Here is a 25,448-nt window from a genome sequence, read left to right on the forward strand (position 1 = left end):
AAGAGTACATTTGCGCCTAGCATGCCGCAAGAGCGTGAAGAATGAGACCCACAAGTATGTGGTTTTCATACTTGTTGGCTCATGCGGAACGTGCGGCAAGCGCAAATGTACGATAAACAACAGTGTAGTTTAACAAAGGCATTTATAAAAAGAAGGAATCGTTCCGCACCCTTACTATTCAAACACAATTTATAAAGTAGCTATATTAAAGAATGCTGTTCAAATTGAAGAACAAAAGAAAGAGTACATTTGCGCCTAGCATGCCGCAAGAGCGTGAAGAATGAGACCCACAAGTATGTGGTTTTCATACTTGTTGGCTCATGCGGAACGTGCGGCAGCGCAAATGTAAGGTAAACGTCAGAGCAGCTATACAGATCTTTTTATTAAAATATATACAAATTTTATAAACCATATACTGTCTAGGATTTCTGAATCGACAACGACACATAATAGTCGTTTAACTCGTCCTGCGGCACTTTTCATGTTATGTGGTACAATCTTGATATATAAAGAAAGGAGAGGATTTCGTTGAACGCACAACGTCTCTCAGAACGTTTAACACGTGTAGCATCTTACGTAAAACCAGGTGCCATTGTCGCTGATATTGGTAGTGATCACGCATATTTACCTTGTTATCTCATTCACCACCAAATTGCAGAAAAAGCAATTGCTGGAGAAGTGGCTAAAGGTCCTTATGAATCAGCGCGAAATCAAATTGTGGATGAACAATTAGAGGATAAGATAACAGTTCGCTTTGCTAATGGTTTGAAGGCAATTAACCATGAAGATCAAGTTGATACGGTAACTATCGCAGGGATGGGTGGCCCATTAATCGCAAGTATTTTAGACCAAGACAGCGATAGATTAGCAACTGTCAATCGCTTAATATTACAACCTAACATTCATGCCAAAGCCATTCGGGAATGGGCAAATGCGAACGATTGGAAGCTAGTGGCAGAAGAAATATTACAAGAAGACGATAAGATTTATGAAATCCTTGTTCTTGAAAGAGGCAAAATGACGTTGTCAGAAACTGAATTTTTGATGGGACCATTTTTAATAACTGATACCCAAAATGAAGTGTTTCACTTAAAGTGGGAGAAAGAATCTACAGAGTGGACGCGGATATTAGAAGCTATTCGCGTGGCAGGACTGTCACCTGAAGTACAGTTAAAAAAAGAAGAAATTGAAGTTAAATTAAAAATAGTAAAGGAAGTGTTTGGTGCATGAAAACAGCGAATGGACATGAAATTATTCAATTATTTGAGTCCTGGTCGCCAAAATTTTTTGCACTAGATGACGATCCCATAGGCTTACAAATCGGGCAGTTAAACCGCCAAGTGCAAAATGTCCTTGTAACACTTGATGTCACTTTGGAAGTGGTACAAGAAGCAATTGACCATAACTGTCAATTAATTCTTGCTCATCATCCCCCCATCTATCGGCCATTAAAAAACCTTCGAACCGATACACCAACAGGGAAAATAATGGAGTTATGTATTAAACATGACATCGCAGTTTACGCAGCACATACAAACTTGGATGTTGCACCGGGTGGGGTTAATGATTTACTTGCCGAGGCCCTCGAGTTACAAAAAATTAGCATATTAGATGAGACGTATGCCGAATCATTAATGAAATTGGCTGTATTTGTACCAATTACTCATTCGGAAGTTTTGCGTAAACAATTAGCTTTCGTTGGTGCAGGTCAAATCGGTAATTATGATAGCTGTAGTTTTTCTTCAATTGGAACGGGAAGATTTCAACCACTAGATGGTTCAAAACCTGTCATTGGCCAATTGAATAAAGTAGAACAAGTGGAAGAAGAAAAAGTCGAAGTAGTGTTTGCATCTTCTAAAAAGTCGAAAATCTTGAAAGCTATGTATGAACATCATCCGTATGAGGAAGTAGCTTTTGATTTATGGCCCCTTGAATCTAAAACAAGTCAGCAAGGAATTGGGCGAATTGGACTGCTTCACCAACCACTGTCACTAGATGCCTTTGCTGAAAAGGTAAAAGAGCAGTTAAAGGTACCGTTTGTGCGCATTGTAGGTGATGCTACGAAAAGCATTCGCAAAGTGGCGGTGCTAGGTGGGGATGGTAATAAATATATTCAAACGGCGAAACGGGCAGGCGCAGATGTCTTGGTTACAGGCGATTTATATTTCCACGTGGCACAAGAAGCACAAACACTTGGTTTATCTGTAATCGATCCAGGTCACCATGTAGAATCTATTATGAAATCCGGCGTTTCAGTCAAAATGAATAGGTTATGTGAAGAGAATAAGTACGATTGTCGATTTATTCCTTCAAGTATTTCCACAGAACCTTTCCGAGTTAAATAGAAAAGAGGCTATCCATTTTCTGGATAGCCTCTTGTTTTTTTAAGAAATTGGATAGGGTTCAATTCGTTGTACAGGTTGTGGATTTTTAATTTTAGGTAAAATTTTGTCGATCGTTACCGTTCTTACAAGTTGATGCGTTTGTGGATCTAGTGGATCATATTTTTCTAAGAATTTAACGACCTCTTTTACGATAGGTGTTGGAGTTGAAGCACCAGCAGTTACCGCAATTATTTCAATTCCTTCTAGCCACTCTAATTTGAGTTCAGATAAATCTGAAATACGAAAAGAAGGGGTTTCAGCAATTTCTTCAGACACTTGAGTCAGACGATTGGAATTATTACTCATTGGATCTCCAACGACAATTAACAACTGGGCTGCTCCAGCTTGATCAGCTACCGCTTCTTGACGAACTTGTGTAGCTAGACAAATTTCTTTATGCACTTCAATATGCGGAAACTTTTGTTCTAGTTTTTTCATTAATGCCGCAACATCCCATTGACTCATGGTTGTCTGGTTCGTCACGATTAGTTTTTCAGCCTCTATAGTTAGTTGCTCTACATCTTCGACAGTTTGCACAAGATGTACAGCGTGTGGAGCTACACCGATAGCACCTTCAGGTTCAGGGTGTCCCTTTTTACCAATATAGATTATTTGATATCCTTCGGACGTTTTTTCTCGAATAAGGTCATGAGTAACTGTAACGTCAGGGCATGTAGCGTCTATCGACACTAGGCCTTTTTGCTTGGCTAATTCTCGCACTTCAGGTGACACGCCATGAGCAGTAAAAATAACAGTCCCGCCATCCACCTTATCTAAAATTTCTTTTCTGTTTTCGCCATCTAACGTAATAATTCCGTCACTCTCAAAAGCGTCAGTTACGTGTTTGTTGTGCACAATCATACCTAATATATATATCGGACGTGGTAGGGATGTGTCCATCGCTGCATTACGAGCAATAACCATTGCATCCACTACACCGTAACAATAACCACGTGGGGTAATTTTGAGTACTTGCATATGTAGCACTCCTCTCAGAAGTTGTTAATCACTATTATAACGGAGAGAAGTACTTAATTCAAAAAATCAAAGAGGTGGTTGAAAAATTCTTGGAATAGATGATCCAGTTGGTCGAGGAACAGAAGACGCCACAGCACCAGCACTGCGGGTTACTGCGCTTGCAGTAGACGTAGCGTCTGGCATGCTTTGGAAGCCGCGATAAATTTTCCAAAGCGCAGGAATGTTTTGAACCATAGGGGCTACTTGCTGAACCATAGGTGTTAATCTTTGTGCTGTGGATAAAAATTGATCAGCGGTTTGTAAATATTGTTCCATTCGATTTGATAATTGAGGAGTCCCTGCACTACTCATTCCAGAGGGTGATTGAGAAGGTGCGCCACCAGGGAAGCTATTAGGTCCTTGTGGTGCACCCGTATTTCCAGCCCCAAATGATTGAGAAAGTCCTCTTAAGAAGTTATTCCGTGGTGGTTGAAATTGCTGTGGAATAGGTGAGGATTGTTGTTGTTGTTGTTGTTGTTGTTGAGAAAAAGGGTAAAAAGATTGATATCGCATAAAATCCTCCTTTCTAAATAAATAGTTATTTGACTCAATGGCTATAATACAACTATGATAAACTGATGGTCTTTAAAACAGACGACAGAACATGCTACAATGAAAGTACGTTAGGAGGGGCAAAAATGTCCAAATATACTGATTATGATTTCCAGCCTTTTTTACAGGATGCCATTAGTAAATTAGGTTTCACAGAACCAACACCCATACAAAAAGAAATAATTCCTTTGATTTTAAAAGGGAAAAGTGCGATTGGCCAAGCACATACGGGCACAGGGAAAACACATAGTTTTTTAATTCCGATTGTTGAGCGCATTCAATCAAACAAAACAGAATTACAAGCTATTATTACATCCCCAACACGTGAACTTGCTTCGCAGATTTTCGAAGAACTAAGTAAGTTAACTGAAGGTACAGAAATTCAATCAAAATTGTTTATTGGTGGAACTGATAAGCAACGTTCGATTGATAAACTAAAAACACAACCACATATCGTGGTAGGAACTCCTGGACGTATTCGTGACTTAGTAAAAGAAAATGCATTGCTCGTTCATACTGCTCCGATATTAGTAGTAGATGAAGCCGATCTTGCTTTTGACTTAGGCTTTATTGAAGATATTGATACATTTGCAGGGAAAATGCCAGCTAGTTTGGAAATGTACGTCTTTTCTGCGACTATTCCAGAACGATTGCAACCATTCTTGAAAAAGTATATGGAAGCTCCTGCACATATTCATATCGGAGATAAGCGTCCTGCAGCGGAAGGTATTGTTTTCAATCTAGTACCGGTTCGTAGTAAATCTAAAAAGAAACGTTTAGTAGAAGTTATGGAAGGAATAAATCCTTACTTAGCCATTATTTTTGCGAACACGCGTAAGAATGCTGATGATGTTGCTAATTATTTAGCGGAAGCAGGTTACCGCGTAGGACGTATTCATGGAGATTTAGCACCACGGGAACGTACTCGTATGATGAGACAAGTTCGCGAACTTGAGTATCAATATATTGTAGCAACAGATCTGGCTGCACGTGGAATTGATATCCAAGGTGTTAGTCATGTAATTAACTTTGAGCTCCCTGAAGACTTGGAATTCTTTATTCATCGTGTTGGACGTACTGCTCGTGCTGGATTAAAAGGTACAGCTATAACATTATATGAACCGACCGATGAAGACGCGATTATTCGTATTGAAAAAATGGGAATTCCTTTTGTTCATGTAGATATTAAAGATGGTGAGTGGTCTGAACTAAAAGAACGCCACGAACGTAAAAATCGTAAAAAGACAGAAATTAGTGAGATTGATCAAAAAGCAAAATCATTAGTTCGTAAACCTAAAAAAGTAAAACCTGGCTATAAACGTAATATGCGTTGGGAAATGGACAAAGTTAAAAAGAGAGAACGTCGTATTAAAAACCGTAAAAAGTAAGGGGTTTTTCGATATGTTATTAGGTTCACATGTTTCAATGAGTGGAAAAAACATGTTGCTTGCTGCGAGTGAAGAAGCTGCTTCTTATGGAGCGACTACTTTTATGATATATACAGGAGCACCACAAAATACACGACGTAAACCGATTGAAGAGTTGAACATTGAAGCAGGACAAGCACATATGAATACGCATGGAATGTCGAATATCGTTGTTCATGCTCCATATATAATTAACATCGGTAATTCACTCAAACCTGAAACATTTGCACTCGGAGTCGAATTTTTACAAAAAGAAATTAAACGAACTGCAGCATTAGGTGCAAAACAAATCGTTTTACACCCTGGTGCTCATGTTGGTGCTGGGACGGATAAAGGCATTGAAAAAATAATCGAAGGCTTAAATGAAGTGTTATCTGAAGACTTTCCCGTACAAATTGCTTTGGAAACAATGGCGGKTAAAGGGACTGAATGCGGTCGCTCATTTGAAGAACTTGCACAAATAATAAATGGCGTGACGCATAATGAACGACTTTCTGTTTGTTTAGATACATGTCATGTTCATGATGCAGGTTATAATATCGTCGATGATTTTGACAATGTACTTAATCAATTTGATCAATTGATTGGCGTCGATCGTTTAAAAGTGCTACATATAAATGACAGCAAAAATATTCGTGGCGCTGGTAAAGATCGTCATGAAAATATTGGTTTTGGTGAGATTGGTTTTAGAACACTTAATCAAATAGTGCATCATCCACAACTAGTAAATGTTCCTAAAATCTTAGAAACACCTTATGTAGGACTAGATGCAAAAAATAAAAAGCCACCCTATTTTTATGAAATTGAAATGTTTAAAGCACAAACATTTATGCCGGAAAGCATTGACACTTTACGTTCATAAACTTCAAGAGACTCAAGCAGTTACCTGTTTGAGTCTTTTTTTTATAGATTAAAATACTCAAATAGCTTTTTGGTGCGATTTTTTCCTAAAATCTCAGCAATTTGTTTTTGAATGTGTGCTGGAGGGCCAAACAATATCCATTGAATGGAAGCTTTATCGAAAATAGGTCGAACTAATTTTACTTCCTGGGGAGATAATTGAACGGGAAGCGAACTTGTCATTTTTGCAATTTCATCATCTGATTTTTCTTTCGTTGCTTGAACTAGTTCCCAAATATCCAAAACTTCATCCTTTCAAGATTATAGAGTTTACTTCTTGCAATTTCTCCGTTATACTAACTAATTGTAAATCGTAATGATTATGAATTAGAAAGAGGCGAGCTTGATGAAAACGCCATATGATATTGAACTTAACAATGTGTCATTCCAATACGACCACAACGTCGTATTAAAAAATATTTCGCTACAAGTAAAACAAGGGGATTTCTTGGCAGTTTTAGGTCCTAATGGTTCAGGGAAGTCCACTTTATTAAAAATAATATTGGGATTGTTAAAACCAACTTCAGGAACCATTGAGTTATTCGGTGAAAAAAGTCGGGATTTCAAAAAAAGAGAATGGCTAGGCTATGTCTCGCAAAAGTCCAATGCGTTCAATACGGGTTTTCCCGCAACCGTGTATGAAGTCGTTCAAAGCGGTCTTGTGAAAAAAACAGGATTATTTAAAAACTATCCAAATGATTCACATCAACGTGTTGAAAAGGCATTGAACTCTGTAGAAATGATTGATTTTATGAACCAATCAATTGGAGAACTGTCAGGAGGTCAACAACAACGTGTATTTATTGCTCGTGCACTTGTAGCTGAACCGAAGTGTTTAATATTAGATGAACCTACTGTCGGAATTGATCATCAGCACGTACAATCGTTTTATAATATGCTCGCTGAGTTAAATCGTGAACAGAATCTTACGCTGATTCTCGTCACGCATGATGTTGATACTGTATCCAGTAAAATCAGTCATGTCGCATGTTTGAATCAAACCATCCATTTCCATGGTTTTAAAAATGAATTTAATCAATTAAGTGATGTAGATCGTCAAGCATGGTATGGTCATTCCGTTCGTAAAATTCACCATGCTAAAAGTGGGGGAACGCGATGATTGAAGCGTTATTAAACTATGAGTTTTTACAAAATGCTTTTGCTTCTGGTATTATTATTGGTCTGATAGCTCCACTATTAGGAGTATTTATTGTTGTTAGGAGACTTTCTCTTATTGCAGATGCTTTGAGTCACGTTACTTTAGCGGGGATTGCAGGGAGTTTATATTTAAGTCAAACTACAGCAGTATTTGCACTGTTAAATCCTTTATATTTAGGAATTGTAGCAGCCGTTACTGGCTCGGTGCTTATTGAGCGATTACGACGTTTATACAAACATTATGAAGAGCTAGCTATTCCTATCATAATGTCTGCAGGAATTGGATTTAGTGCCATTTTTATTTCATTGGCTAATGGATTTAGCTCAGATTTATTTGGTTACTTATTTGGTTCTGTATCAGCAGTCAGTAGACAAGATTTATGGATTGTCCTTTCGATTGCATGTATTGTTGTTATCTTTTTAGGATTGTTTTATAAAGAACTATTCCTCATGTCTTTCGACGAGGAGTACTCTAAAGCTTCTGGACTTCCATCGAGATGGATACACCTTTTATTTATGATCGTAACGGCACTTGTAATAGCTGCAAGTATGCGAATCGTGGGGATACTCCTTGTTTCTTCATTAATGACATTACCCGTAGCAGCTAGCATGCGCATAGCTAAGGGCTTTAAACAAGCGATTCTCTATGCGGTAATATTTGGAGAAGCTGCAGTGATAATTGGTCTTGTGTGTGCATTTTATTTAAATATTGCACCCGGAGGCACAATCGTTGTAACTTCAATCATCATATTATTACTCGTGATATTTGGGAAAAAGATTTGGTTAACGTTCGTAACACGTGATGAAAGGGGACGTCTTGCATGAATATCTCGAAGGCTTGGGATCTTTTAAAAGAAAAAGGCTACAAAAAAACGGATAAAAGACAACAAATTCTAGATTTGTTTGAGGATAATGAACGTTATATAACGGCTCGAGATTTACTTAATGTAATGAAAAAAGACTATCCTGGAATGAGTTATGACACGATATATCGCAACTTAAGTACGTTTGTTGAAATTGGCATACTAGAAGAGACTGAGTTATCAGGAGAACGCCATTTCCGAATGCAATGTGAAGCGGATCATCACCATCATCACTTCATTTGTATGGATTGTGGGAAAATTAAAGAAATTCATTTATGCCCAATGGATATGCTTGAGGAAAAGTTACCAACATATCAAATTGATAGTCATAAGTTTGAAATTTACGGCAAATGTCCTAAGTGTCTTTAAATGAGTGAAATGAACTTCTAATAGGAACCAAAAGAAAAGCGTGAGGCATATGCCTCACGCTTTTTGTGTTAGAAATGAATGCTGTATCCATGCATCTGCTTCAAGCCAGTTATTCACACGTATAACGCCATCTGGGACAGCTTGTTGGTTATAGGGAGTATTAAATAACAACACTGGAATATTACAATCTTCGGCAATGCCAACTGCATTATCGTGCTTGTCTTCAAAAAACACATCAATTGCATGGTTTTTAACAGTTTGAATTTTATTATGGGTACCAATTAATTCAATGTGATCGTATGCAAGATTTTGTTCAACAAACCATTGCAACGTTACATCACGGACATTTGTGCCACGAGCTGAAATGAAGTATAACTCATGTTCCTTTTTCCATTCAGTCAATATCGCATGCGCATTAACTTGGATAGGGGAAGTTGCGTAAATTTCTGGTTCTGCTTGTTTAAACCATTTGTAAAAATCTTCAGATGACACTGGGAATGCTTTTGTTAAATCATATTCTTTAATATCATCTAGTACTAAGTTACACGAAAAAGCCTTATTGATATGTGGCAGTAACGAAGTAGGGCAAGTGACTGTACCATCAATATCAATTCCGAATCGGTAGTTTGACAAATGAACAGCCCCTTAAGAGTTTTGTTTTTCTAATTCTTGTTTATCATAGTATTCTTGAGCAATTTTATCGATTTCAATCTTCAGTTCTTGAACCATTGTTGCTTCAGGGACTTTACGAACGGTTTTCCCTTTCATAAAGAGCAGTCCTTCTCCGCGAGCACCTGCAATACCAATATCGGCTTCACGTGCTTCGCCAGGGCCGTTTACTGCACAACCAAGAACAGCAACTTTAATCGGTGCTTTAATTGTTGAAATGTAGTCTTCCACTTCGTTTGCAATCGTAATTAAATCAATTTCAATACGTCCGCATGTTGGACAAGAAATTAAAGTAGCTGCATTTGACGATAGCCCGAATACTTTCAACATTTCTCTTGCAACTTTCACTTCTTCAACTGGGTCTGCACTCAACGACACGCGAAGGGTGTTACCAATACCATGACTTAATAAAGCACCAAGTCCTGCAGCACTTTTTATTGAGCCGTTTACCAAGGTACCAGACTCGGTTATTCCAAGGTGAAGTGGGTAATCGAATGCTTGAGACGCTTTTACGTATGCTTCGATAGCCAAACTAACATCAGAGGCTTTTAAAGATACGATGATATCGTGAAAATCTAAATCTTCTAGTATTTTAATATGATGTAATGCACTTTCGACCATCCCATCTGCAGTAGGATATCCATATTTTTCGATGATTTTACGTTCAAGTGAACCTGCATTTACTCCAATGCGAATCGGAATACCTTTTGCTTTTGCAGCGTTGACAACAGCTTCTACTTTTTCACGGCGACCAATGTTACCGGGATTAATACGTATTTTATCTGCACCATTTTCGATGGCTTTCAAAGCCAACTTATAATCAAAGTGAATATCCACAACTAATGGGATATTAATACGTTTTTTTATTTCAGCGATTGCGTCAGCTGCTCGATCATCTGGGCAAGCAACACGAACAATTTGACAACCTGCTTCTTCTAAACGCAAAATTTCTGCGACAGTTGCTTCAACATCATGTGTTTTTGTTGTGGTCATGCTTTGTATGAATAATTCATTGCTACCACCTATAGTTAAATCGCCGACACGAACCGGACGAGTTTTGGAACGGTGAATAATTTCACTCATGAAAATTCTCTCCTTTTTCGGGCTCATAGCCTTCACTACTCTTTATTTTAGCAGTGATGAAAAGGAAATGCCAAGGAAGAAACGTTACTTTTGTTTAAGAACACGATAAATTTGTATCTTTATATATAGGAATCTTCACAAATTCACCTGGTTGAATATTTTGATTACGTAGATGCGGGTTCTCTTTATAAAAAGTTTCTAATCGTTCAGAGAAGCTAATCCATACTTCTGATGGATACACCCCAAACAAGGATAACAAAGTATCACCTTCAACAGTTTGGACAGGGAATATTTCATATTGTACTTGTTCTACACACTCCGGTTCAGTTTTAGAGAATGCCGCAAGAGAGATTGTGCCATCAAGTAAATCGATTTTAATGATATAAGAAATAATTAAAATGAAGACTGCTAGTCCAATTATGCGCATAAAAAAACCTCCCTTTTTTCAACATATGCTGAAAAAAGAGAGACTATGCCTTTTTCTGAGGATAATATTTTAGAGCAAGAGCCAAATAGATCATACATATAACGGTTGTCACAATAAAAATCCATCCATCACTAACTCCTATATATAAGAGGAAAATAGATAGGATTGTTGGTGAAGTATAGGCAAATGCAGTAGTCCGCCAAACATGTCTGTAATCGCCACGACGTTTAAGGAGCTTTAATATCAGCATTCCACCAAAAGCCATTAAGCTTATTCGGACAAATAGTAATAGAGTGGTCATAATAAATTGAATGATAAAGGCGAAAGGATATAAGATCCATTCCATATTTTCAACATAATCAAGCAAGCCATCAATAGAAGTGGAATCAGTTTTGAACCCAGTTATAAAGTGGACGAATGAGAGCAGAGATAAAATGACTACAAAGAAAAAGACATATTGAATGACTTTGCCAATTGGTAAAAGACGAAAAGCTGCTATTTTTTTAGGATTGGAAATAGAAGCAAGTAATAATTGACTTATAGACATGAAATCACTCCTTATATCTTTATCATACTATTAATTCGAGGAGAGGTTTAAGGAATATTGGGCGAAATTAGTACAAAGCTTACCGATTGTTAAGTTATTGTAAAGTTTATATAAAGGCTGTTTACATCAGTGTATCGAACTATTCATAATTAGGACTGTTGAATAGTGTCGAATTAGGAGTTGAAAAATGAATCGTGGAACTTAATTGGCAGGAAATGCTGTTTCAATTCCTTGGGGGTCTAGGAATCTTCTTGTTCGCCATTAAATATATGGGTGACGGTCTGCAAAAAGCAGCGGGTGATCGTTTACGAGATATTTTAGATCGTTTTACAACAAATCCGTTTATGGGCGTGCTAGTAGGTATTGCCGTCACGGTTCTTATTCAATCTAGTTCAGGAACCACCGTTATTACCGTAGGACTTGTTAGTGCAGGATTTATGACTTTAAGACAAGCTATTGGTGTAATAATGGGAGCTAATATTGGTACCACCGTTACAGCATTCATCATTGGGTTTGATGTAGGTGAATATGCATTGCCGGTAATGGCTGTTGGTGCTTTCTTGATTTTCTTTTTTAAGAAAAATCAAATTCAAAACCTAGGAGAAGTAATCTTCGGTTTTGGTGGTTTATTCTTAGGAATGGAATTAATGAGTGGTGGTATGAAACCACTCCGAGACTTACCGTCTTTTATTGATTTAACTGTAAGTATGAGTGACCATTCTTTATTAGGTGTAGTGGTCGGTACGGTATTTACGCTAATTGTACAAAGCTCAAGTGCAACGGTTGGGATACTTCAAGGACTATATGCTGAAGATATTTTGAACCTAAAGGCTGCATTGCCAGTTCTTTTCGGCGATAATATTGGTACAACCATTAMAGCAGTTCTTGCCTCAATCGGGGCTTCTGTTGCAGCTCGCCGTGCTGCTGCAACACATGTTCTATTTAATGTGGTTGGAACCTTACTATTTATGATTATTTTAGAACCATTCACGATGTATGTGGAATGGTTATCCGGAGTTTTAGGTTTAGAACCCAAAATGCAAATTGCATTTGCTCATGGGACATTCAATGTGACTAATGCGATTATTCAATTTCCACTAATCGGTGCTTGGGCATATGTGGTGACGAAATTAATCCCAGGTGAAGAAGTAACCATTGAATATAAACCGAAACATTTAGATATTCATTTCATTGACACAGCTCCTTCGATTGCGATTGGACAAGCAAAAGAAGAAATTCTACGAATGGGTCGCTTTAGTGTACAAGGATTGCAAGAGACATTTGAATATTTGAAAACACATAATAAAAAACACGCAGAAACAGGTTATCAAATAGAAGATGCAATTAATAATTTAGACAATAAAATCACCGATTATTTAGTTAAAATAGCTGCTGAATCAATTTCTAAAGCAGATTCAACTCGTCACATTATGTTAATGGAAACAGTTCGCGATATCGAGCGTGTAGGAGACCACTTCGAAAATATCATAGAACTTATTGACTACCAACTTGTAAACCGTCTTAAATTAACCAATGATGCCATGGATGATTTAACAGATATGTTTACATTAACAATTGAAACTGTGCAAAAAGCTTTAGAGTCTTTAGACATAAGTAGTCAAGTACTAGCACATGAAGTAGCGCAACAAGAAGATTTAATCGATAAAATGGAACGTAAATTCCGTAAGAAACACATTTTGCGACTTACTGAAGGCTCATGTTCTCCTCAAGCAGGTATTGTTTTTGTTGATATCGTCAGTAACTTAGAACGTATCGGTGATCACGCGGTTAATATAGCTGAAGCAGTATTAGGAAAAAGAGCATAACAATCTTCTCCTCTGGCGCTTTACATCTTAATGGATGTAAGGCACGATAAAGAGGAGATTTTTTTTTGGAGGTGTACCATGGAAATTATTGGTTGGAGTTTAATTGTGGTGTGCTTTATCATTGGATTCATCGGACTCGTCTACCCAATCATTCCGTCCGTTATCTTTATATTAGGGGGCTTCTTGTTATACGGAGTGTTTTTCTCTTTTGCAGAACTGCCTTGGTGGTTCTGGTTAATTGAAGTTTTATTTGTCGTCTTACTGTTTGGTGCGGATATGATGGCAAATGCCTTTGGTGTAAAAAAATACGGTGGGAGTAAAGCGGGGATTTGGGGAAGTACAATTGGCTTGTTAATAGGTCCTATTGTATTACCTTTTGCAGGTATCATTCTTGGGCCGTTTTTAGGTGCCATTCTTGCTGAATTAATATTTGAACGAACATCGATTAAACAAGCATTTAAAACGGGTGTTGGCTCAGTAATCGGCTTTTTAACTTCAGTCCTTACAAAAGGAATTGTTCAAATTGTCATGATTGTGATTTTCATACTAGTAGTCTAGCTTTCGGGCAAAAGACTGAATTCATTAAATTGCGTTGTTAATATTTGAATGAAAGAACTAAGTTTGTTACGCTATTAATTGTAAATCTAATAATAAGATCCTTTAGGAGGAAATGACACATGGCTTATGAATTACCACAATTACCATACGCGTATGACGCACTAGAACCACACATTGACAAAGAAACAATGAACATCCATCACACAAAACATCACAATGCTTATGTAACGAACTTGAATAACGCACTTGCAGGTCATGACGATCTTTTAAGTAAATCAGTTGAAGAGTTAATTGCAAACTTAGACGCAGTTCCAGAATCTGCTCGTCCAGCAGTTCGCAACAACGGTGGCGGTCATGCCAACCATTCATTATTCTGGGAATTATTATCTGCAAATGGTGGCGGAAATCCTTCAGGTGCATTAGCTGAAGCAATTGATGCTAAATTTGGAAGCTTTGATGCTTTCAAAGAAGAGTTTGCTAAAGCTGCAACAACACGCTTTGGATCAGGCTGGGCTTGGTTATCACTTAAAAATGGTGAATTAGAATTAACTTCAACTCCAAATCAAGACTCACCAATTATGGAAGGTAACACTCCTTTACTTGGTTTAGACGTTTGGGAGCATGCTTATTATTTAAACTATCAAAACCGTCGTCCTGACTACATCGCTGCTTTCTGGAATGTAGTAAACTGGGATGCAGTTACAAAACGTTTCGAAACTGCAAAATAATGAAGAAAAGCTTAAAGCGCCACTCTAGCTCGATTCCGAGTTTCTGAAGCGGAGGATCGATCTGGCGTTTGAAGGTAGACAAATCATTTACATGACGAAACAAATCACACACTCATTTCGTTAATTGAGTGTGTGATTTTTTGTGCGAAATGATATAATACTTTACAGATAGAAAGCTAGAAGGAGGACTGTTGCCATGCGCAAAATATCTAAAAAAAGAGCTGCGAGTGCTAAAGCTAAACAGCGCGCAAACATCACTTTTCGTATGAATATCCTCTTTTTCTCCATTTTTTTGTTATTCTCAATCCTCATTTTTCGCCTCGGGTTTTTACAGATTGTTCAGGGGGAAGAATTTGTTCGTGAATTGGAAAGAACGGAAGAAGTACCAATAAATACAAGTGTTCCAAGAGGACGTATTTATGATAGTGAAGGTCGGATTTTGGTAGATAATGAACCTCAAAATGCGATAACTTATACGAAGTTACAAACGACCACTCAAGAAGAAATGCTGAAAATCGCAGAAATGTTAGCGTCAATCATTAAAAAGGAAACAGATGACGTAACCTTGCGAGACAAGCAGGATTATTGGATTATGTTAAATAGAGACAAAGCTTATGAGAGAGTAACAAAAAAAGAAGAAGCTAAAATGTTGTCTGATGAAACACTTACGACAACAGATATGCAACAACAGATTGATAAATTAGTAAGAGAAAGAATAACAGAACAAGATCTTGCAAGCCTTACAGATGAAGAACTGGAAGTACTTGCGATTTATCGAGAAATGTCTTCTGGTTATGCCTTATCGCCACAAATCATTAAAAGTAATGAAGTAACACCTGAAGAATTTGCTCGTGTTTCTGAACGTTTAACTGAAATGAAAGGCGTTAACACTACGACAGACTGGGTTCGAGTACCTAAGTCTACACTCTCAATATTAGGGAGAACCACTTCACCAAAAGAAGGCATACCAAAATCTAGTCTTGACTACTATATGTCTCGTGACTACACTCGAAATGATCGTGTGGGAAGAAGTTATCTTGAACTGCAATATGAAGAAGTACTTCAAGGTCAAAAAAGTGTAGTTAAGAATATTACCGATGGCAAAGGTACGGTGACAGAGACTGAAACAGTCTTTGAAGGTCAGCCAGGTAAAGATTTAGTGTTAACAATTGACAGCGAGATTAATGCCAAAATTGAAAGTCTAGTCGAAGCAAAACTTCTTGCAATGAAACAAAAGAACGGTTCACATTTATTAGATCGTGCATTTGTAGTTATAATGGATCCAAATTCAGGTGAAATTGTTTCTATGGTAGGGAAAAAATTAGCGATAGATAAAGAGACTAATAAACGAATTGTTCAAGACTATGCTTATGGAACTTTTACTTCTGCCTACGAAATAGGATCTACCATTAAACCAGCAACTGTATTAACAGGTTATGATCAAGGCGTAATCCAATTAAATGAAGTAATGACGGATGAACCGATAAAAATCAAAGGATCAAAAGTTAAAAGTTCGGTTTTTAATCGCTCTTCCAAGATTCCAATGAGTGACTTACAAGCGATTGAACGATCTTCCAACGTCTATATGTTTAAAATTGGTTTCAGATTAGCCAATGCAATATATAAATTCGACGAGTCAATAGACTTAGATGATGATGCTTTTGGAATATTACGTAATTCATATGCACAATTTGGATTAGGAGTGCCAACAGGAATCGATTTACCAGGTGAAACCTCAGGGATCAATGGTGGAATGGCAACTGAAAAACTCTTGGATTTAACGATAGGACAATTTGATACTTATACACCTCTTCAAATGGCGCAATATGTAGCAACCATCGCAAACGGCGGAAGTCGTATTCAGCCGCACGTGGTGAAAGAAATTAGAGAGCCTTCCACAGATGGAACAACAATGGGTCCCTTAGTTACTGAAATTGGGCCGACTGTATTAAATCGAATCCATAATACACAGGAACAAATAGATCAAATTAAAAAAGGAATGTCTCGCGTTTATTACGGTAGTAATGGGTCAGCAAGATCGTATTTTGGTGATGCACCTTATCAAGCAGCCGGAAAAACTGGAACAGCCCAAGTAGTTTATTATGATACGAAAAAAGAAAACTGGGGAGATCAAACAATCAACTCCACACATATTGGCTTTGCTCCATTTGATAAACCAGAAATTGCTTATGCTGTAATCATGCCATGGGCACCATTTTATAATGGTCAATATGAAAGCACTGGTACAATACTTGCTCGTGAAGTAGTCGATGCTTACTATGAAATCAAAAACAAGAAAAAAGCAGAAGAATCAGAGTCTTCAACTTTACAAACGATTAAACCAGCGTTTTCGGAAACGTTGATTGAAGAAGATACAGAAGAAACGACAAATGAATAATTTTTCAATAACAAGCCATGATATAAATACATATCATGGCTTTTCTGTATTTACAATCTCTTTACATGCCGTTTATATGGACTTAACAATAAAGCTATATAGTAATGTTTGTAAGGCAAAAACAACCAACCTTAGGGGGAACTACACAGATGAAAAACGTTAAATTCTTTATGTTGTCAACCATGATAGGCTCAGCACTAGTATTAGGTGCTTGTGGTAATGGAGATAAAGCAGGTAATGGAAACGAAGAAGCTACAAAAACTTTATCTGGCTCAGTATCAGGTGATGGTTCATCTACAGTTGCTCCTATTACGGAAGCATTAGTTGAAGAATACCAACAAGTTCAACCAGATGTAAAAGTGACAGCCGGAGCATCTGGAACCGGTGGTGGTTTTGAAAAATTTATCGCGGGTGAAACTGATTTCTCGAATGCCTCCCGTCCAATTAAAGATGAAGAAGCCTCTAAACTAAAAGAAGAAGGCATTGATTATACCGAATTAGAAATTGCTAAAGACGGACTTACAATTGTTGTGAACTCTGAAAACGATTGGGCAAAGGATTTAACTATAGAAGATCTTAAGAAATTATGGGTAGAAGATGGTACAACAAAAAAATGGTCTGATATTAATCCGGAATGGCCTGATGAAGAAGTTGTATTCTACTCACCAGGTACAGATTCAGGTACTTTTGACTACTTTAATGAAGTCGTTCTTGAAGATGAAGATATCGTGAAATCTGCGACTCTCTCTGAAGATGACAACGTATTAGTACAAGGTGTACAAGGCGACAAAAACGCAATCGGATATTTCGGTTATGCATACTATTTAGCTAATAAAGATTCATTAAATGATGTCAAAATTGATGGTGTAGAACCAACAAACGAAACGATCGAATCTGGTGAATATAAACCACTATCACGTTCACTATTCGTATACGTGAAAAATTCTTCAGTCAATGAAAATGAAGCGGTTTATGACTTCATGAAATATTCACTTGAGAATGCTGGTGAAATGGCTGAAGCAGTTGGCTATGTAAGCTTGCCGGAAGAAAAATATACAGAAGATCTTGACGCATTAGAAGGTTTGAAATAAATTAACCAAATTAAATGCGGCTTGAGAGGTGAGTAGCAGCGGTGCTACTCTCTTCTCTTTTTAGGTAAAGGGGGATTTCACTTGGCTTCAAATGACCATCAAGCAAACGTGTCCGTTCAAGACATGATTGCGAAGCAGAAAGGAAAGAAGGGCAAAAAGCGAATTGAAAAATCAATTCCAGTCATTCTTTTCATTATTGCGTCCATATCAGTATTAACAACTTTCGGGATTGTTTTTACATTAATTTTTGAAACATTTGAGTTTTTCCAGCGTGTACCGTTTTTTGATTTTTTACTCGGTACAGAGTGGTTACCATTTTCAAATAATGAACCGCTCTTTGGCATATTGCCTTTAATTGCGGGTACATTAAAAGTAACGTTGATTGCAGTCGTGGTTGCGGTACCATTTGGATTAGCATCAGCAGTTTACTTAAGTGAATATGCAAGTGATAATATGCGACGTGTCATTAAACCTGTTCTCGAAGTATTAGCGGGTGTACCTACAATAGTTTACGGTTTTTTTGCATTAACATTTGTGACACCATTATTACAACAATTTATCCCGGAGTTAAAGATTTTTAATGCATTAAGCCCGGGTATAGTGGTAGGGATTATGATATTACCCATGATTGCTTCCTTGTCAGAAGATGCGATGTCATCGGTTCCAAATTCAATTCGGGATGGTGCACTAGCCTTAGGTGCAACCAAACTGGAAGTGGCCGTTAAAGTTGTGTTACCAGCAGCGTTATCTGGGATTATGGCTTCAATCGTTCTTGCGGTTTCACGTGCAATTGGAGAGACAATGATTGTGTCACTCGCAGGTGGTTCCACGCCTCGATTTGATTTAGATATGACGGATTCAATTCAAACCATGACTGCTTATATTGTTCAAGTTTCAACAGGAGATGCTGGTTACGGCACAACTATCTATTATTCGATTTATTCGGTCGGATTTACGTTATTCCTCTTTACGCTTCTCATGAACTTATTAGCTCATGTGATTTCAAAACGTTTTAGGGAGGAATATTAAAATGAAATATGTCGATCATGCATCTGTTGTCAAACGAATGGGCAGTAGAATGATTGTAAATAAAATCTTTAAAGCGTTATTCTTCTTGGCTACATTATTTGCATTATTAGCTTTAGGTTTGTTGTTTTATCGAATTTTCGTCCAAGGTATCGGTTACTTATCGCTCGACTTCTTTTCAAATTTCGGATCACGTTTCCCTGAAAAAGCAGGGATTAAGGCCGCCCTTATTGGGTCGCTATGGATGATGGCCGTTGTGGCACCAGTCTCATTAATATTAGGTGTAGGATCTGCAATTTATCTTGAGGAATATGCCAAGAAAGGTAAAATTAATGATTTCATTCGTATGAATATCTCTAATTTAGCCGGTGTTCCTTCAGTTGTGTTTGGTTTACTCGGTTTAACGATTTTTGTAAGAGCACTAGCACTAGGTAATAGTATTTTAGCGGCAGGATTTACAATGAGTTTGTTAATATTGCCCGTTATCATCGTTTCTTCTCAAGAAGCAATTCGCGCTGTCCCTAAAGATTTACGTGAAGCATCTTATGGGATGGGTGCTACCAAGTGGCAGACTATTGCAAGAGTCGTATTGCCTTCAGCAATACCTGGGATTTTAACAGGCGGAATTTTAGCCCTTTCTCGAGCAATAGGAGAAACAGCACCACTTGTTGTAATTGGAATTCCAGTTATCATACAATTTTTACCAGAAAATTTACTTAGTCAATTTACTGCCATGCCAATGCAGATTTTTGACTGGGCAAAACGGCCACAGGAAGCGTTTCAGAGTGTAGCAGCAGCTGGAATCATCGTTTTGATGATGTTCTTGTTGTTGATGAATTCAATTGCAGTGTTCATTCGAAATAAGTTCCAAAGACGTTATTAAGCCAATGTGGCATGGGAGGGTTTCAAAATGGTTCAACTGAAAGTAAACAAACAAACAGCATCTCCATTAGCACCATTTAAAAGCAATCAAGAGTCAACTGAAAACAAGATTGTGTATGATACACGTCAATTAAATTTATGGTATGGCAACCACCATGCGTTAAAGAATATTGATTTAGCTATTAAAGAAAATGAAGTGACTGCAATTATTGGACCTTCGGGTTGTGGGAAATCGACATATATTAAAACCTTAAATCGGATGGTGGAGTTAGTACCATCTGTCAAAACATCGGGACAAATTATATATCGTGATCGCAATATTTTAGATACAAGTTATGGTGTAGAAGAATTGCGTACGAAAGTGGGCATGGTTTTCCAAAAACCGAATCCATTCCCAAAATCAATTTACGACAATATTGCTTATGGTCCCCGTATTCATGGGATTAAAAATAAGAAGATATTGGATGGAATTGTTGAACAAAGCTTACGTGGAGCAGCTATCTGGGATGAAGTTAAAGATCGTTTAAATGAGAATGCCTACAGTCTGTCAGGTGGACAGCAACAACGTATTTGTATTGCACGTGCACTTGCAATCGAGCCTGACGTTATATTAATGGACGAACCTACATCTGCACTTGATCCTATTTCGACACTAAAAGTTGAGGAATTAGTTCAAGAGCTAAAACAAAATTACTCAATCATCATTGTGACTCATAATATGCAACAAGCAGCACGTATTTCTGATCGAACGGCATTCTTCTTAAATGGAGAAGTTGTGGAATATGATAAAACGGATACCATTTTTTCTACACCTTCTGACAAACGAACAGAAGATTACATTTCAGGACGCTTTGGTTGACAAAGAAGGGGGTAAACAAAGATGGTAGTTAGAGAAAAATTTGAACTGGAGCTTAATGGTGTTCATGAACAATTTTTATTGCTTAGTAATTTATCAATTTCTACATTGAATAAATCGATTGATGCGTTGTTAAACCAAGACGTGGACATTGCATTATCAATTATTGAAAACGACATTCATATTAATCGGTTGGAAGAAGAAATTAACGATCGTGTCATATTATTATTAGCGAAACAACAACCGGTTGCTACTGATTTAAGAAGGTTAATCGTTTTAATTAAAGCAGCACATGATATGGAACGAGTTGGCGACTATGCAGTAAACATTGCAAAAGAGGCCATTCGTATTGGAAAAGCAGAGTTTGTTCCAACAATAAAAAATATTGAAGAAATGCGTACAATAACTATCGGTATGTTAACTGATGTGATGAAGGCCTTTATTGATGAAAACATTGAAGAGGCACGTAAAATTGCAGAACTAGATGATAAAGTGGATAATTTGTATGGTCAAACCATTCAACAGCTTTTATTAGTAGGATCTGAAAACCCGAAATTATTAAGCCAAGTAACACAATTATCTTTTGTCTGTAGATATTTAGAACGGTCTGCTGACCATGCAACAAATATTGCGGAACAATTATTTTATTTGGTTAAAGGGCGTCATGCCGAATTAAATAAGTAGATTTTATTTGGAAGAGAAATATATCTCTTTCTATGTAGATAAATATTTGCAACTTAATAGTAGATTTTTCTATGGCTTATGCTATAATAAGTTAGTCGTATAAATTATGCTCAATAATTAAACTTGAATCCTGATAAAGTGGGAGGGATAAAGATGCGCGTTAACATCACACTAGCTTGCACAGATTGCGGCGAGCGCAACTACATTTCTAAGAAAAACAAGCGTAACAACCCGGAACGTCTTGAAATGAAAAAATATTGCTCACGTGAAAAGAAAATGACTACACACCGTGAAACAAAATAATACCATTTAACCAAAACCTTACGAGGTTTTGGTTTTTTTCATGGAGGAATTGAAATGGATAAGTCCACGTTACGGAAAAGCATATTACACAAGTTAAATAATTTAGATGTAAATGTGCACAATGAGTATTCTAATCATATACATAAGAAAGTATTAGTTGAAGAGAAAATACAGAATGCTCAAGTGATAGGCATTACGTTATCATCCTTTCCCGAAGTTGATACATGGCACTTAATTAAGAAACTTTGGGCAATGGGAAAGCAAGTTGCCGTTCCTAAGTGCGAACCTGCGACACGAGGAATGACTTTTTATGAAATTAACTCTTTTGATCAACTTGAAGTGGTATATATGAAATTAAAAGAACCCATTCCTTCTTTGACAAAAAGGTTAGAGCCGACTCAAATTGACGTGTTGATTGTGCCTGGTGTAGTCTTTAATAAGCAAGGATATCGAATAGGCTTTGGTGGAGGTTATTATGACCGGTTTTTAAGTAGCTATAATGGAGCCACGTTCGCGCTTGCATTTGATAGCCAAATCGTGAATGAAATACCGATTGAGCGATTTGATTTACCAGTACAATGCATTATAACCGAGACGCAACGAATCCGGAGTTCGAAAGTGGAGTGAATAGATGAAATCGCTATATGATGTCATGCAATATTTAAAAAGAAATGGAACATACATTTATACAACGGAACGCCAGGCAGATATCCTGTTAATGGAAGATGAAATAAGGGAGCTCTATAAATCACAGATAATGGATATACAAGATTACCAAATGGCTATTCTTTTACTAAGGCAGGAAATGTCACGTTTAATTGATAAWAAAATAAAATAAATTTTCCCATGGTAACCTAAGCCGAAAGGAGGTTTAGGTTGTTTTTTATTTGGAATTTCAAATAGTGGAAGAAGTCTCTATTAATTTTTTTTTGAAAAAGTGAAACTTATATTGTTTTCACTCGTCTTATATGGGGTGAGTAATGAAGAGGCAACAGTATTCAATTATACTTGGAATTTATTAAGCTAAAGTTGCGTCATTGTTAAAAAAGGATTAAGATATACTAATGTTTCTTTCTTTCGCTGAATAAAATGTTGCTCAAGCCAATAAGGTGTTTAGCATTGCTTTATTATAGAAGGTAACATTCAGACAGAAAGCTGTCGTTTGACTCTGTGACATCAGAGATTGTATGATTGCTTTTTGCGGAGAAAAATTCGGAGTTTGAAAGTGATGAGGAGGATGTTAGGAATGAAGAAAACAAATTACCCTAAACATTCGATTTTGGCGGTAGCCATTTTGCTAACATGGATTAAAACATATGTGGTATACCATACGAGTTTTGATATGAAAATTGAAAATGTCATGCAACAAGTTATCTTGTTTATTAACCCGTTAAGCTTTTTGCTTGCTGTATATGGTATTTCATTATTCTTCAAATCCGCTAAAGCTAGAAATCGATATTTATTAATTACGAGTTCAATATTAGCCATAATTTTATATGCAAACGTTGCATTTTATCGCTTCTTTAGTGATTTCATTACATTGCCTGTGTTGTTCCAAACGAGCAACTTTAGTGATTTAGGTGCTTCGGCAGCAGAAACTATTTACGTGTCAGACGTGTTTTACTTTATTGATGTTCTTTTATTATTTGCAGCTATCAAATGGTTGCCAAACGCAAAAGAGGCGACAATTGTTAAACCAGCAATTCGTCGAGCCTATTTTGTGATTTCTGCAGCTGTTCTGTTCTTAAATTTAGGACTTGCTGAAACGGAACGTCCACAGCTTCTTACACGCAGCTTTGATCGTGAATTACTAGTGAAAAATATCGGAACTTATAACTATCATATTTACGATATTTACATTCAATCTAAATCACATGCACAACGCGCATTAGCTGATGGCAGTGAATTAGTTGAAGTTAATAACTATGTTCGTTCAAACCAAGCAGAACCAAATTATGAAGTGTTTGGAACTGCAGAAGGTAAAAATGTGATAGTAGTTTCTTTAGAGTCACTTCAAACGTTTGTAGTAAATGAGGAAATGAACGGCCAAGTGGTTACGCCATTCTTGAATAGCTTAACTAAAGATAAAGATACCTACTATTTCCCTAATCTCTACCATCAAACAGGTCTAGGTAAAACTTCTGACTCTGAGTTTATTGTGGAAAACGGATTATATCCTTTAGGTGGAGGAGCTGTGTTCTTCACAAACAGCGGAAACACTTACAATTCAATGTCTGAAAAGTTAAATGAAAAAGGTTATTTTACAAATGTTATGCACTCAAATAACAAGAGTTTCTGGAACCGTGACATTATGTATGATGCGTTAGATATAGATAAATTTTATGACGTAGATAGTTATGAAGTTGCAGAAGGCGATGCAGTTAACTGGGGATTAAAAGATATACCATTCTTTAAACAATCAGTTAATCACATGACAGAAATGCAACAACCATTCTATTCTCGTTTAATTACTTTAACAAATCACTATCCATTCCATTTGGAAAAAGAAGATCAATTTATTTCTGAATATGATTCAAATTCTGGTACATTGAATCGTTACTTCCAAACGGCTCGTTACATGGATGAATCAGTTAAAATTTTGTTTGATGAATTAAAAGCAAAAGGGTTATATGAAGATTCTATTATTGTGATGTATGGTGATCATTATGGTATTTCAGAAAATCATAATGAAGCAATGTCGCAGTATTTAGGAAAAGAAATTACGCCGTTTGAAAGTGCTCAATTACAACGTGTACCATTGTTTATTCATATGCCTGGTTCAGATCAAGGTGAAGTAGTGGAAGAAGTATCTGGACAAATTGATATTCGTCCAACGTTACTACATTTACTTGGTGTTGAGACAAGTAAGGATATGCAATTAGGTGCTGATGTTTTCTCTAAAGATCATGAAGAGTTTGTCGTTTTCCGTGATGGACGTTTTGTAACCGATAAAGTGGTTTACGCAGGAAATGTTTGTTATGACAAGGAAACTGGTGAAGAAACAGAAGCTGCAGCATGTGCTCCTTATATTGAACGTGCAGCTGAAGAACTGGGGTATTCTGATAAAATCATAAATGGAGATTTACTTCGTTTTTATGATGAAAAAACAGGAAATCTCTTAATTGATCAAGCCAAAGATAAAAAGTAATTGTCATGAAAACTAATCGTCTAAAAGTGTTCATTCACTTTTAGACGATTTTTTTGTTTTTATGAAACACAATGGTGAATTAAACGTACTACTAAGTATAGAAAGAAGGGGATCGGAATGACACGTGGGTTTACAGCCTTATTGATAATATTCATTTTCATTTCAGGTTGTCAACCGATGACCTCTGAAATATCTAAACCACCAAAAGAAGCTCAGACTGTGAAACGAGACCAGATAGAATCAGAAGAAGGTAGACGTTTATCAATTCAAAATGAAAGCTTTGAGCGAGTGGTGGGATGGTTGACGAATGAAGAAATTCTTTATGTAACACGTCATGGTTTGGATTTTTCTCTCCTTACGTATCATATAGAAACTGGTGTAAGTAAAGAAATCACTAAAATCTCAGATCCGATAATAGAAGTTAGAATTCATCCTGATCTTACTAGATTTGCTGTTGTTACTTCAAAAAATTCATTAAGTGCCACCATACATATATTTTCTGGTATAGGTGAAGAAATTGACGAGTTAATGATAGAATCATCAGAAATGTAT

27 protein-coding genes and 1 pseudogene are annotated in these 25,448 nt (G+C 36.9%); 21 read left to right on the top strand and 7 right to left on the bottom strand.

All coding sequences use genetic code 11. The features are described from left to right. The first annotated feature begins 528 nt into the window (after window positions 1-528). Both AC1DOS_RS07580 and AC1DOS_RS07585 read left to right on the top strand, forming a co-directional pair. Window positions 529-1,230: a tRNA (adenine(22)-N(1))-methyltransferase gene (locus AC1DOS_RS07580; RefSeq protein WP_477536991.1), complete on the top strand. Its 702-nt coding sequence runs from the start codon at window positions 529-531 to the stop codon at window positions 1,228-1,230. After that, complete coding sequence (locus tag AC1DOS_RS07585) at window positions 1,227-2,345, top strand: Nif3-like dinuclear metal center hexameric protein (RefSeq protein WP_477536992.1); 1,119 nt, start codon at window positions 1,227-1,229, stop codon at window positions 2,343-2,345. Before AC1DOS_RS07580 ends, AC1DOS_RS07585 begins: the two co-directional genes overlap by 4 nt. Before the next feature lie 39 nt (window positions 2,346-2,384). Here AC1DOS_RS07585 and AC1DOS_RS07590 read toward each other — a convergent pair whose 3' ends face one another. Together AC1DOS_RS07590 and vrrA are read right to left on the bottom strand one after the other, a co-directional pair. After that, window positions 2,385-3,362 carry a 4-hydroxy-3-methylbut-2-enyl diphosphate reductase gene (locus AC1DOS_RS07590; RefSeq protein ID WP_477536993.1) on the bottom strand — a complete coding sequence of 326 codons (978 nt, stop codon included), beginning with the start codon at window positions 3,360-3,362 and terminating at the stop codon, window positions 2,385-2,387. 66 nt (window positions 3,363-3,428) lie between these two features. Continuing rightward, window positions 3,429-3,914, bottom strand: a complete 486-nt coding sequence (vrrA, locus tag AC1DOS_RS07595; protein ID WP_477536994.1) for a VrrA/YqfQ family protein — start codon at window positions 3,912-3,914, stop codon at window positions 3,429-3,431. 125 nt (window positions 3,915-4,039) lie between these two features. On the opposite strand from vrrA, the gene AC1DOS_RS07600 reads away from it, so the two are divergent. After that, window positions 4,040-5,341: a DEAD/DEAH box helicase gene (locus AC1DOS_RS07600; protein WP_108586226.1), complete on the top strand. Its 1,302-nt coding sequence runs from the start codon at window positions 4,040-4,042 to the stop codon at window positions 5,339-5,341. A 13-nt stretch (window positions 5,342-5,354) separates the two neighbouring features. After that, on the top strand, window positions 5,355-6,242 hold the full coding sequence (locus AC1DOS_RS07605; protein WP_477536995.1) for a deoxyribonuclease IV: 888 nt from the start codon (window positions 5,355-5,357) through the stop codon (window positions 6,240-6,242). 41 nt (window positions 6,243-6,283) lie between these two features. Here the strand turns inward: AC1DOS_RS07605 and AC1DOS_RS07610 are convergent, their stop codons facing one another. Beyond that, window positions 6,284-6,523, bottom strand: a complete 240-nt coding sequence (locus tag AC1DOS_RS07610) for a hypothetical protein (RefSeq protein WP_108586228.1) — start codon at window positions 6,521-6,523, stop codon at window positions 6,284-6,286. A 103-nt stretch (window positions 6,524-6,626) separates the two neighbouring features. Here AC1DOS_RS07610 and AC1DOS_RS07615 point away from each other — a divergent pair, with 103 nt between their 5' ends. Genes AC1DOS_RS07615 through AC1DOS_RS07625 form a run of 3 tightly spaced genes read left to right on the top strand, consistent with a single transcriptional unit; the run spans window position 6,627 to window position 8,670 of the window. Then, on the top strand, window positions 6,627-7,400 hold the full coding sequence (locus tag AC1DOS_RS07615; protein WP_477536996.1) for a metal ABC transporter ATP-binding protein: 774 nt from the start codon (window positions 6,627-6,629) through the stop codon (window positions 7,398-7,400). Next, window positions 7,397-8,263 (top strand): metal ABC transporter permease, encoded by an 867-nt coding sequence (locus AC1DOS_RS07620; RefSeq protein WP_477536997.1) that lies wholly within the window; start codon window positions 7,397-7,399, stop codon window positions 8,261-8,263. Before AC1DOS_RS07615 ends, AC1DOS_RS07620 begins: the two co-directional genes overlap by 4 nt. Then, window positions 8,260-8,670 carry a Fur family transcriptional regulator gene (locus AC1DOS_RS07625; protein WP_108586231.1) on the top strand — a complete coding sequence of 137 codons (411 nt, stop codon included), beginning with the start codon at window positions 8,260-8,262 and terminating at the stop codon, window positions 8,668-8,670. Before AC1DOS_RS07620 ends, AC1DOS_RS07625 begins: the two co-directional genes overlap by 4 nt. Window positions 8,671-8,724: 54 nt before the next feature. Here AC1DOS_RS07625 and AC1DOS_RS07630 read toward each other — a convergent pair whose 3' ends face one another. From AC1DOS_RS07630 to AC1DOS_RS07645, 4 genes are all read right to left on the bottom strand, one after another. Then, window positions 8,725-9,303 (bottom strand): hypothetical protein, encoded by a 579-nt coding sequence (locus AC1DOS_RS07630; RefSeq protein ID WP_108586232.1) that lies wholly within the window; start codon window positions 9,301-9,303, stop codon window positions 8,725-8,727. A 12-nt stretch (window positions 9,304-9,315) separates the two neighbouring features. After that, a complete protein-coding gene (gene ispG, locus AC1DOS_RS07635) occupies window positions 9,316-10,422 on the bottom strand; it encodes a flavodoxin-dependent (E)-4-hydroxy-3-methylbut-2-enyl-diphosphate synthase (RefSeq protein ID WP_108586233.1) in 1,107 nt (368 codons plus the stop codon). Between the two features lie 94 nt (window positions 10,423-10,516). Continuing rightward, window positions 10,517-10,849: a hypothetical protein gene (locus AC1DOS_RS07640; protein WP_477536998.1), complete on the bottom strand. Its 333-nt coding sequence runs from the start codon at window positions 10,847-10,849 to the stop codon at window positions 10,517-10,519. Window positions 10,850-10,892: 43 nt separating this feature from the next. Continuing rightward, window positions 10,893-11,396 carry a DUF1189 family protein gene (locus AC1DOS_RS07645; RefSeq protein WP_108586235.1) on the bottom strand — a complete coding sequence of 168 codons (504 nt, stop codon included), beginning with the start codon at window positions 11,394-11,396 and terminating at the stop codon, window positions 10,893-10,895. Between the two features lie 194 nt (window positions 11,397-11,590). Between AC1DOS_RS07645 and AC1DOS_RS07650 the strand changes: the two genes are divergently transcribed. The 14 genes and pseudogenes from AC1DOS_RS07650 to AC1DOS_RS07715 all read left to right on the top strand — a co-directional run. Continuing rightward, entirely contained in the window at window positions 11,591-13,222 is a 1,632-nt protein-coding gene (locus AC1DOS_RS07650; RefSeq protein ID WP_477536999.1) for a Na/Pi cotransporter family protein, read from the top strand. Window positions 13,223-13,300: 78 nt separating this feature from the next. Beyond that, on the top strand, window positions 13,301-13,780 hold the full coding sequence (locus AC1DOS_RS07655; protein WP_477537000.1) for a DUF456 domain-containing protein: 480 nt from the start codon (window positions 13,301-13,303) through the stop codon (window positions 13,778-13,780). 119 nt (window positions 13,781-13,899) lie between these two features. Then, window positions 13,900-14,508 carry a superoxide dismutase gene (locus AC1DOS_RS07660; RefSeq protein ID WP_477537001.1) on the top strand — a complete coding sequence of 203 codons (609 nt, stop codon included), beginning with the start codon at window positions 13,900-13,902 and terminating at the stop codon, window positions 14,506-14,508. 196 nt (window positions 14,509-14,704) lie between these two features. Then, a complete protein-coding gene (locus AC1DOS_RS07665; RefSeq protein ID WP_477537002.1) occupies window positions 14,705-16,906 on the top strand; it encodes a peptidoglycan D,D-transpeptidase FtsI family protein in 2,202 nt (733 codons plus the stop codon). A 149-nt stretch (window positions 16,907-17,055) separates the two neighbouring features. Then, window positions 17,056-17,997: a PstS family phosphate ABC transporter substrate-binding protein gene (locus AC1DOS_RS07670; RefSeq protein ID WP_477537003.1), complete on the top strand. Its 942-nt coding sequence runs from the start codon at window positions 17,056-17,058 to the stop codon at window positions 17,995-17,997. Window positions 17,998-18,120: 123 nt separating this feature from the next. Then, a complete protein-coding gene (pstC, locus tag AC1DOS_RS07675; protein ID WP_477537009.1) occupies window positions 18,121-19,026 on the top strand; it encodes a phosphate ABC transporter permease subunit PstC in 906 nt (301 codons plus the stop codon). 1 nt (window position 19,027) lies between these two features. Beyond that, entirely contained in the window at window positions 19,028-19,906 is an 879-nt protein-coding gene (pstA, locus tag AC1DOS_RS07680) for a phosphate ABC transporter permease PstA (protein ID WP_477537004.1), read from the top strand. 27 nt (window positions 19,907-19,933) lie between these two features. Continuing rightward, complete coding sequence (gene pstB / locus AC1DOS_RS07685) at window positions 19,934-20,764, top strand: phosphate ABC transporter ATP-binding protein PstB (RefSeq protein ID WP_477537005.1); 831 nt, start codon at window positions 19,934-19,936, stop codon at window positions 20,762-20,764. 21 nt (window positions 20,765-20,785) lie between these two features. Next, window positions 20,786-21,445 carry a phosphate signaling complex protein PhoU gene (phoU, locus tag AC1DOS_RS07690; protein WP_108586243.1) on the top strand — a complete coding sequence of 220 codons (660 nt, stop codon included), beginning with the start codon at window positions 20,786-20,788 and terminating at the stop codon, window positions 21,443-21,445. A 153-nt stretch (window positions 21,446-21,598) separates the two neighbouring features. Further along, the gene (gene rpmG, locus AC1DOS_RS07695) at window positions 21,599-21,748 is read left to right on the top strand and encodes a 50S ribosomal protein L33 (protein WP_017380101.1); all 150 of its coding nucleotides are present in this window, start codon (window positions 21,599-21,601) and stop codon (window positions 21,746-21,748) included. A 54-nt stretch (window positions 21,749-21,802) separates the two neighbouring features. Continuing rightward, window positions 21,803-22,375 (top strand): 5-formyltetrahydrofolate cyclo-ligase, encoded by a 573-nt coding sequence (locus AC1DOS_RS07700; RefSeq protein ID WP_477537006.1) that lies wholly within the window; start codon window positions 21,803-21,805, stop codon window positions 22,373-22,375. 4 nt (window positions 22,376-22,379) lie between these two features. Continuing rightward, on the top strand, window positions 22,380-22,586 hold the full coding sequence (locus AC1DOS_RS07705) for a YqgQ family protein (RefSeq protein ID WP_477537007.1): 207 nt from the start codon (window positions 22,380-22,382) through the stop codon (window positions 22,584-22,586). Window positions 22,587-22,994: 408 nt separating this feature from the next. Beyond that, window positions 22,995-24,896: an LTA synthase family protein gene (locus tag AC1DOS_RS07710; protein WP_477537008.1), complete on the top strand. Its 1,902-nt coding sequence runs from the start codon at window positions 22,995-22,997 to the stop codon at window positions 24,894-24,896. 117 nt (window positions 24,897-25,013) lie between these two features. After that, a pseudogene (locus AC1DOS_RS07715) lies at window positions 25,014-25,448 on the top strand (hypothetical protein); the annotation flags it as partial.

This window comes from Paenisporosarcina sp. P5_A11, from assembly GCF_056400705.1.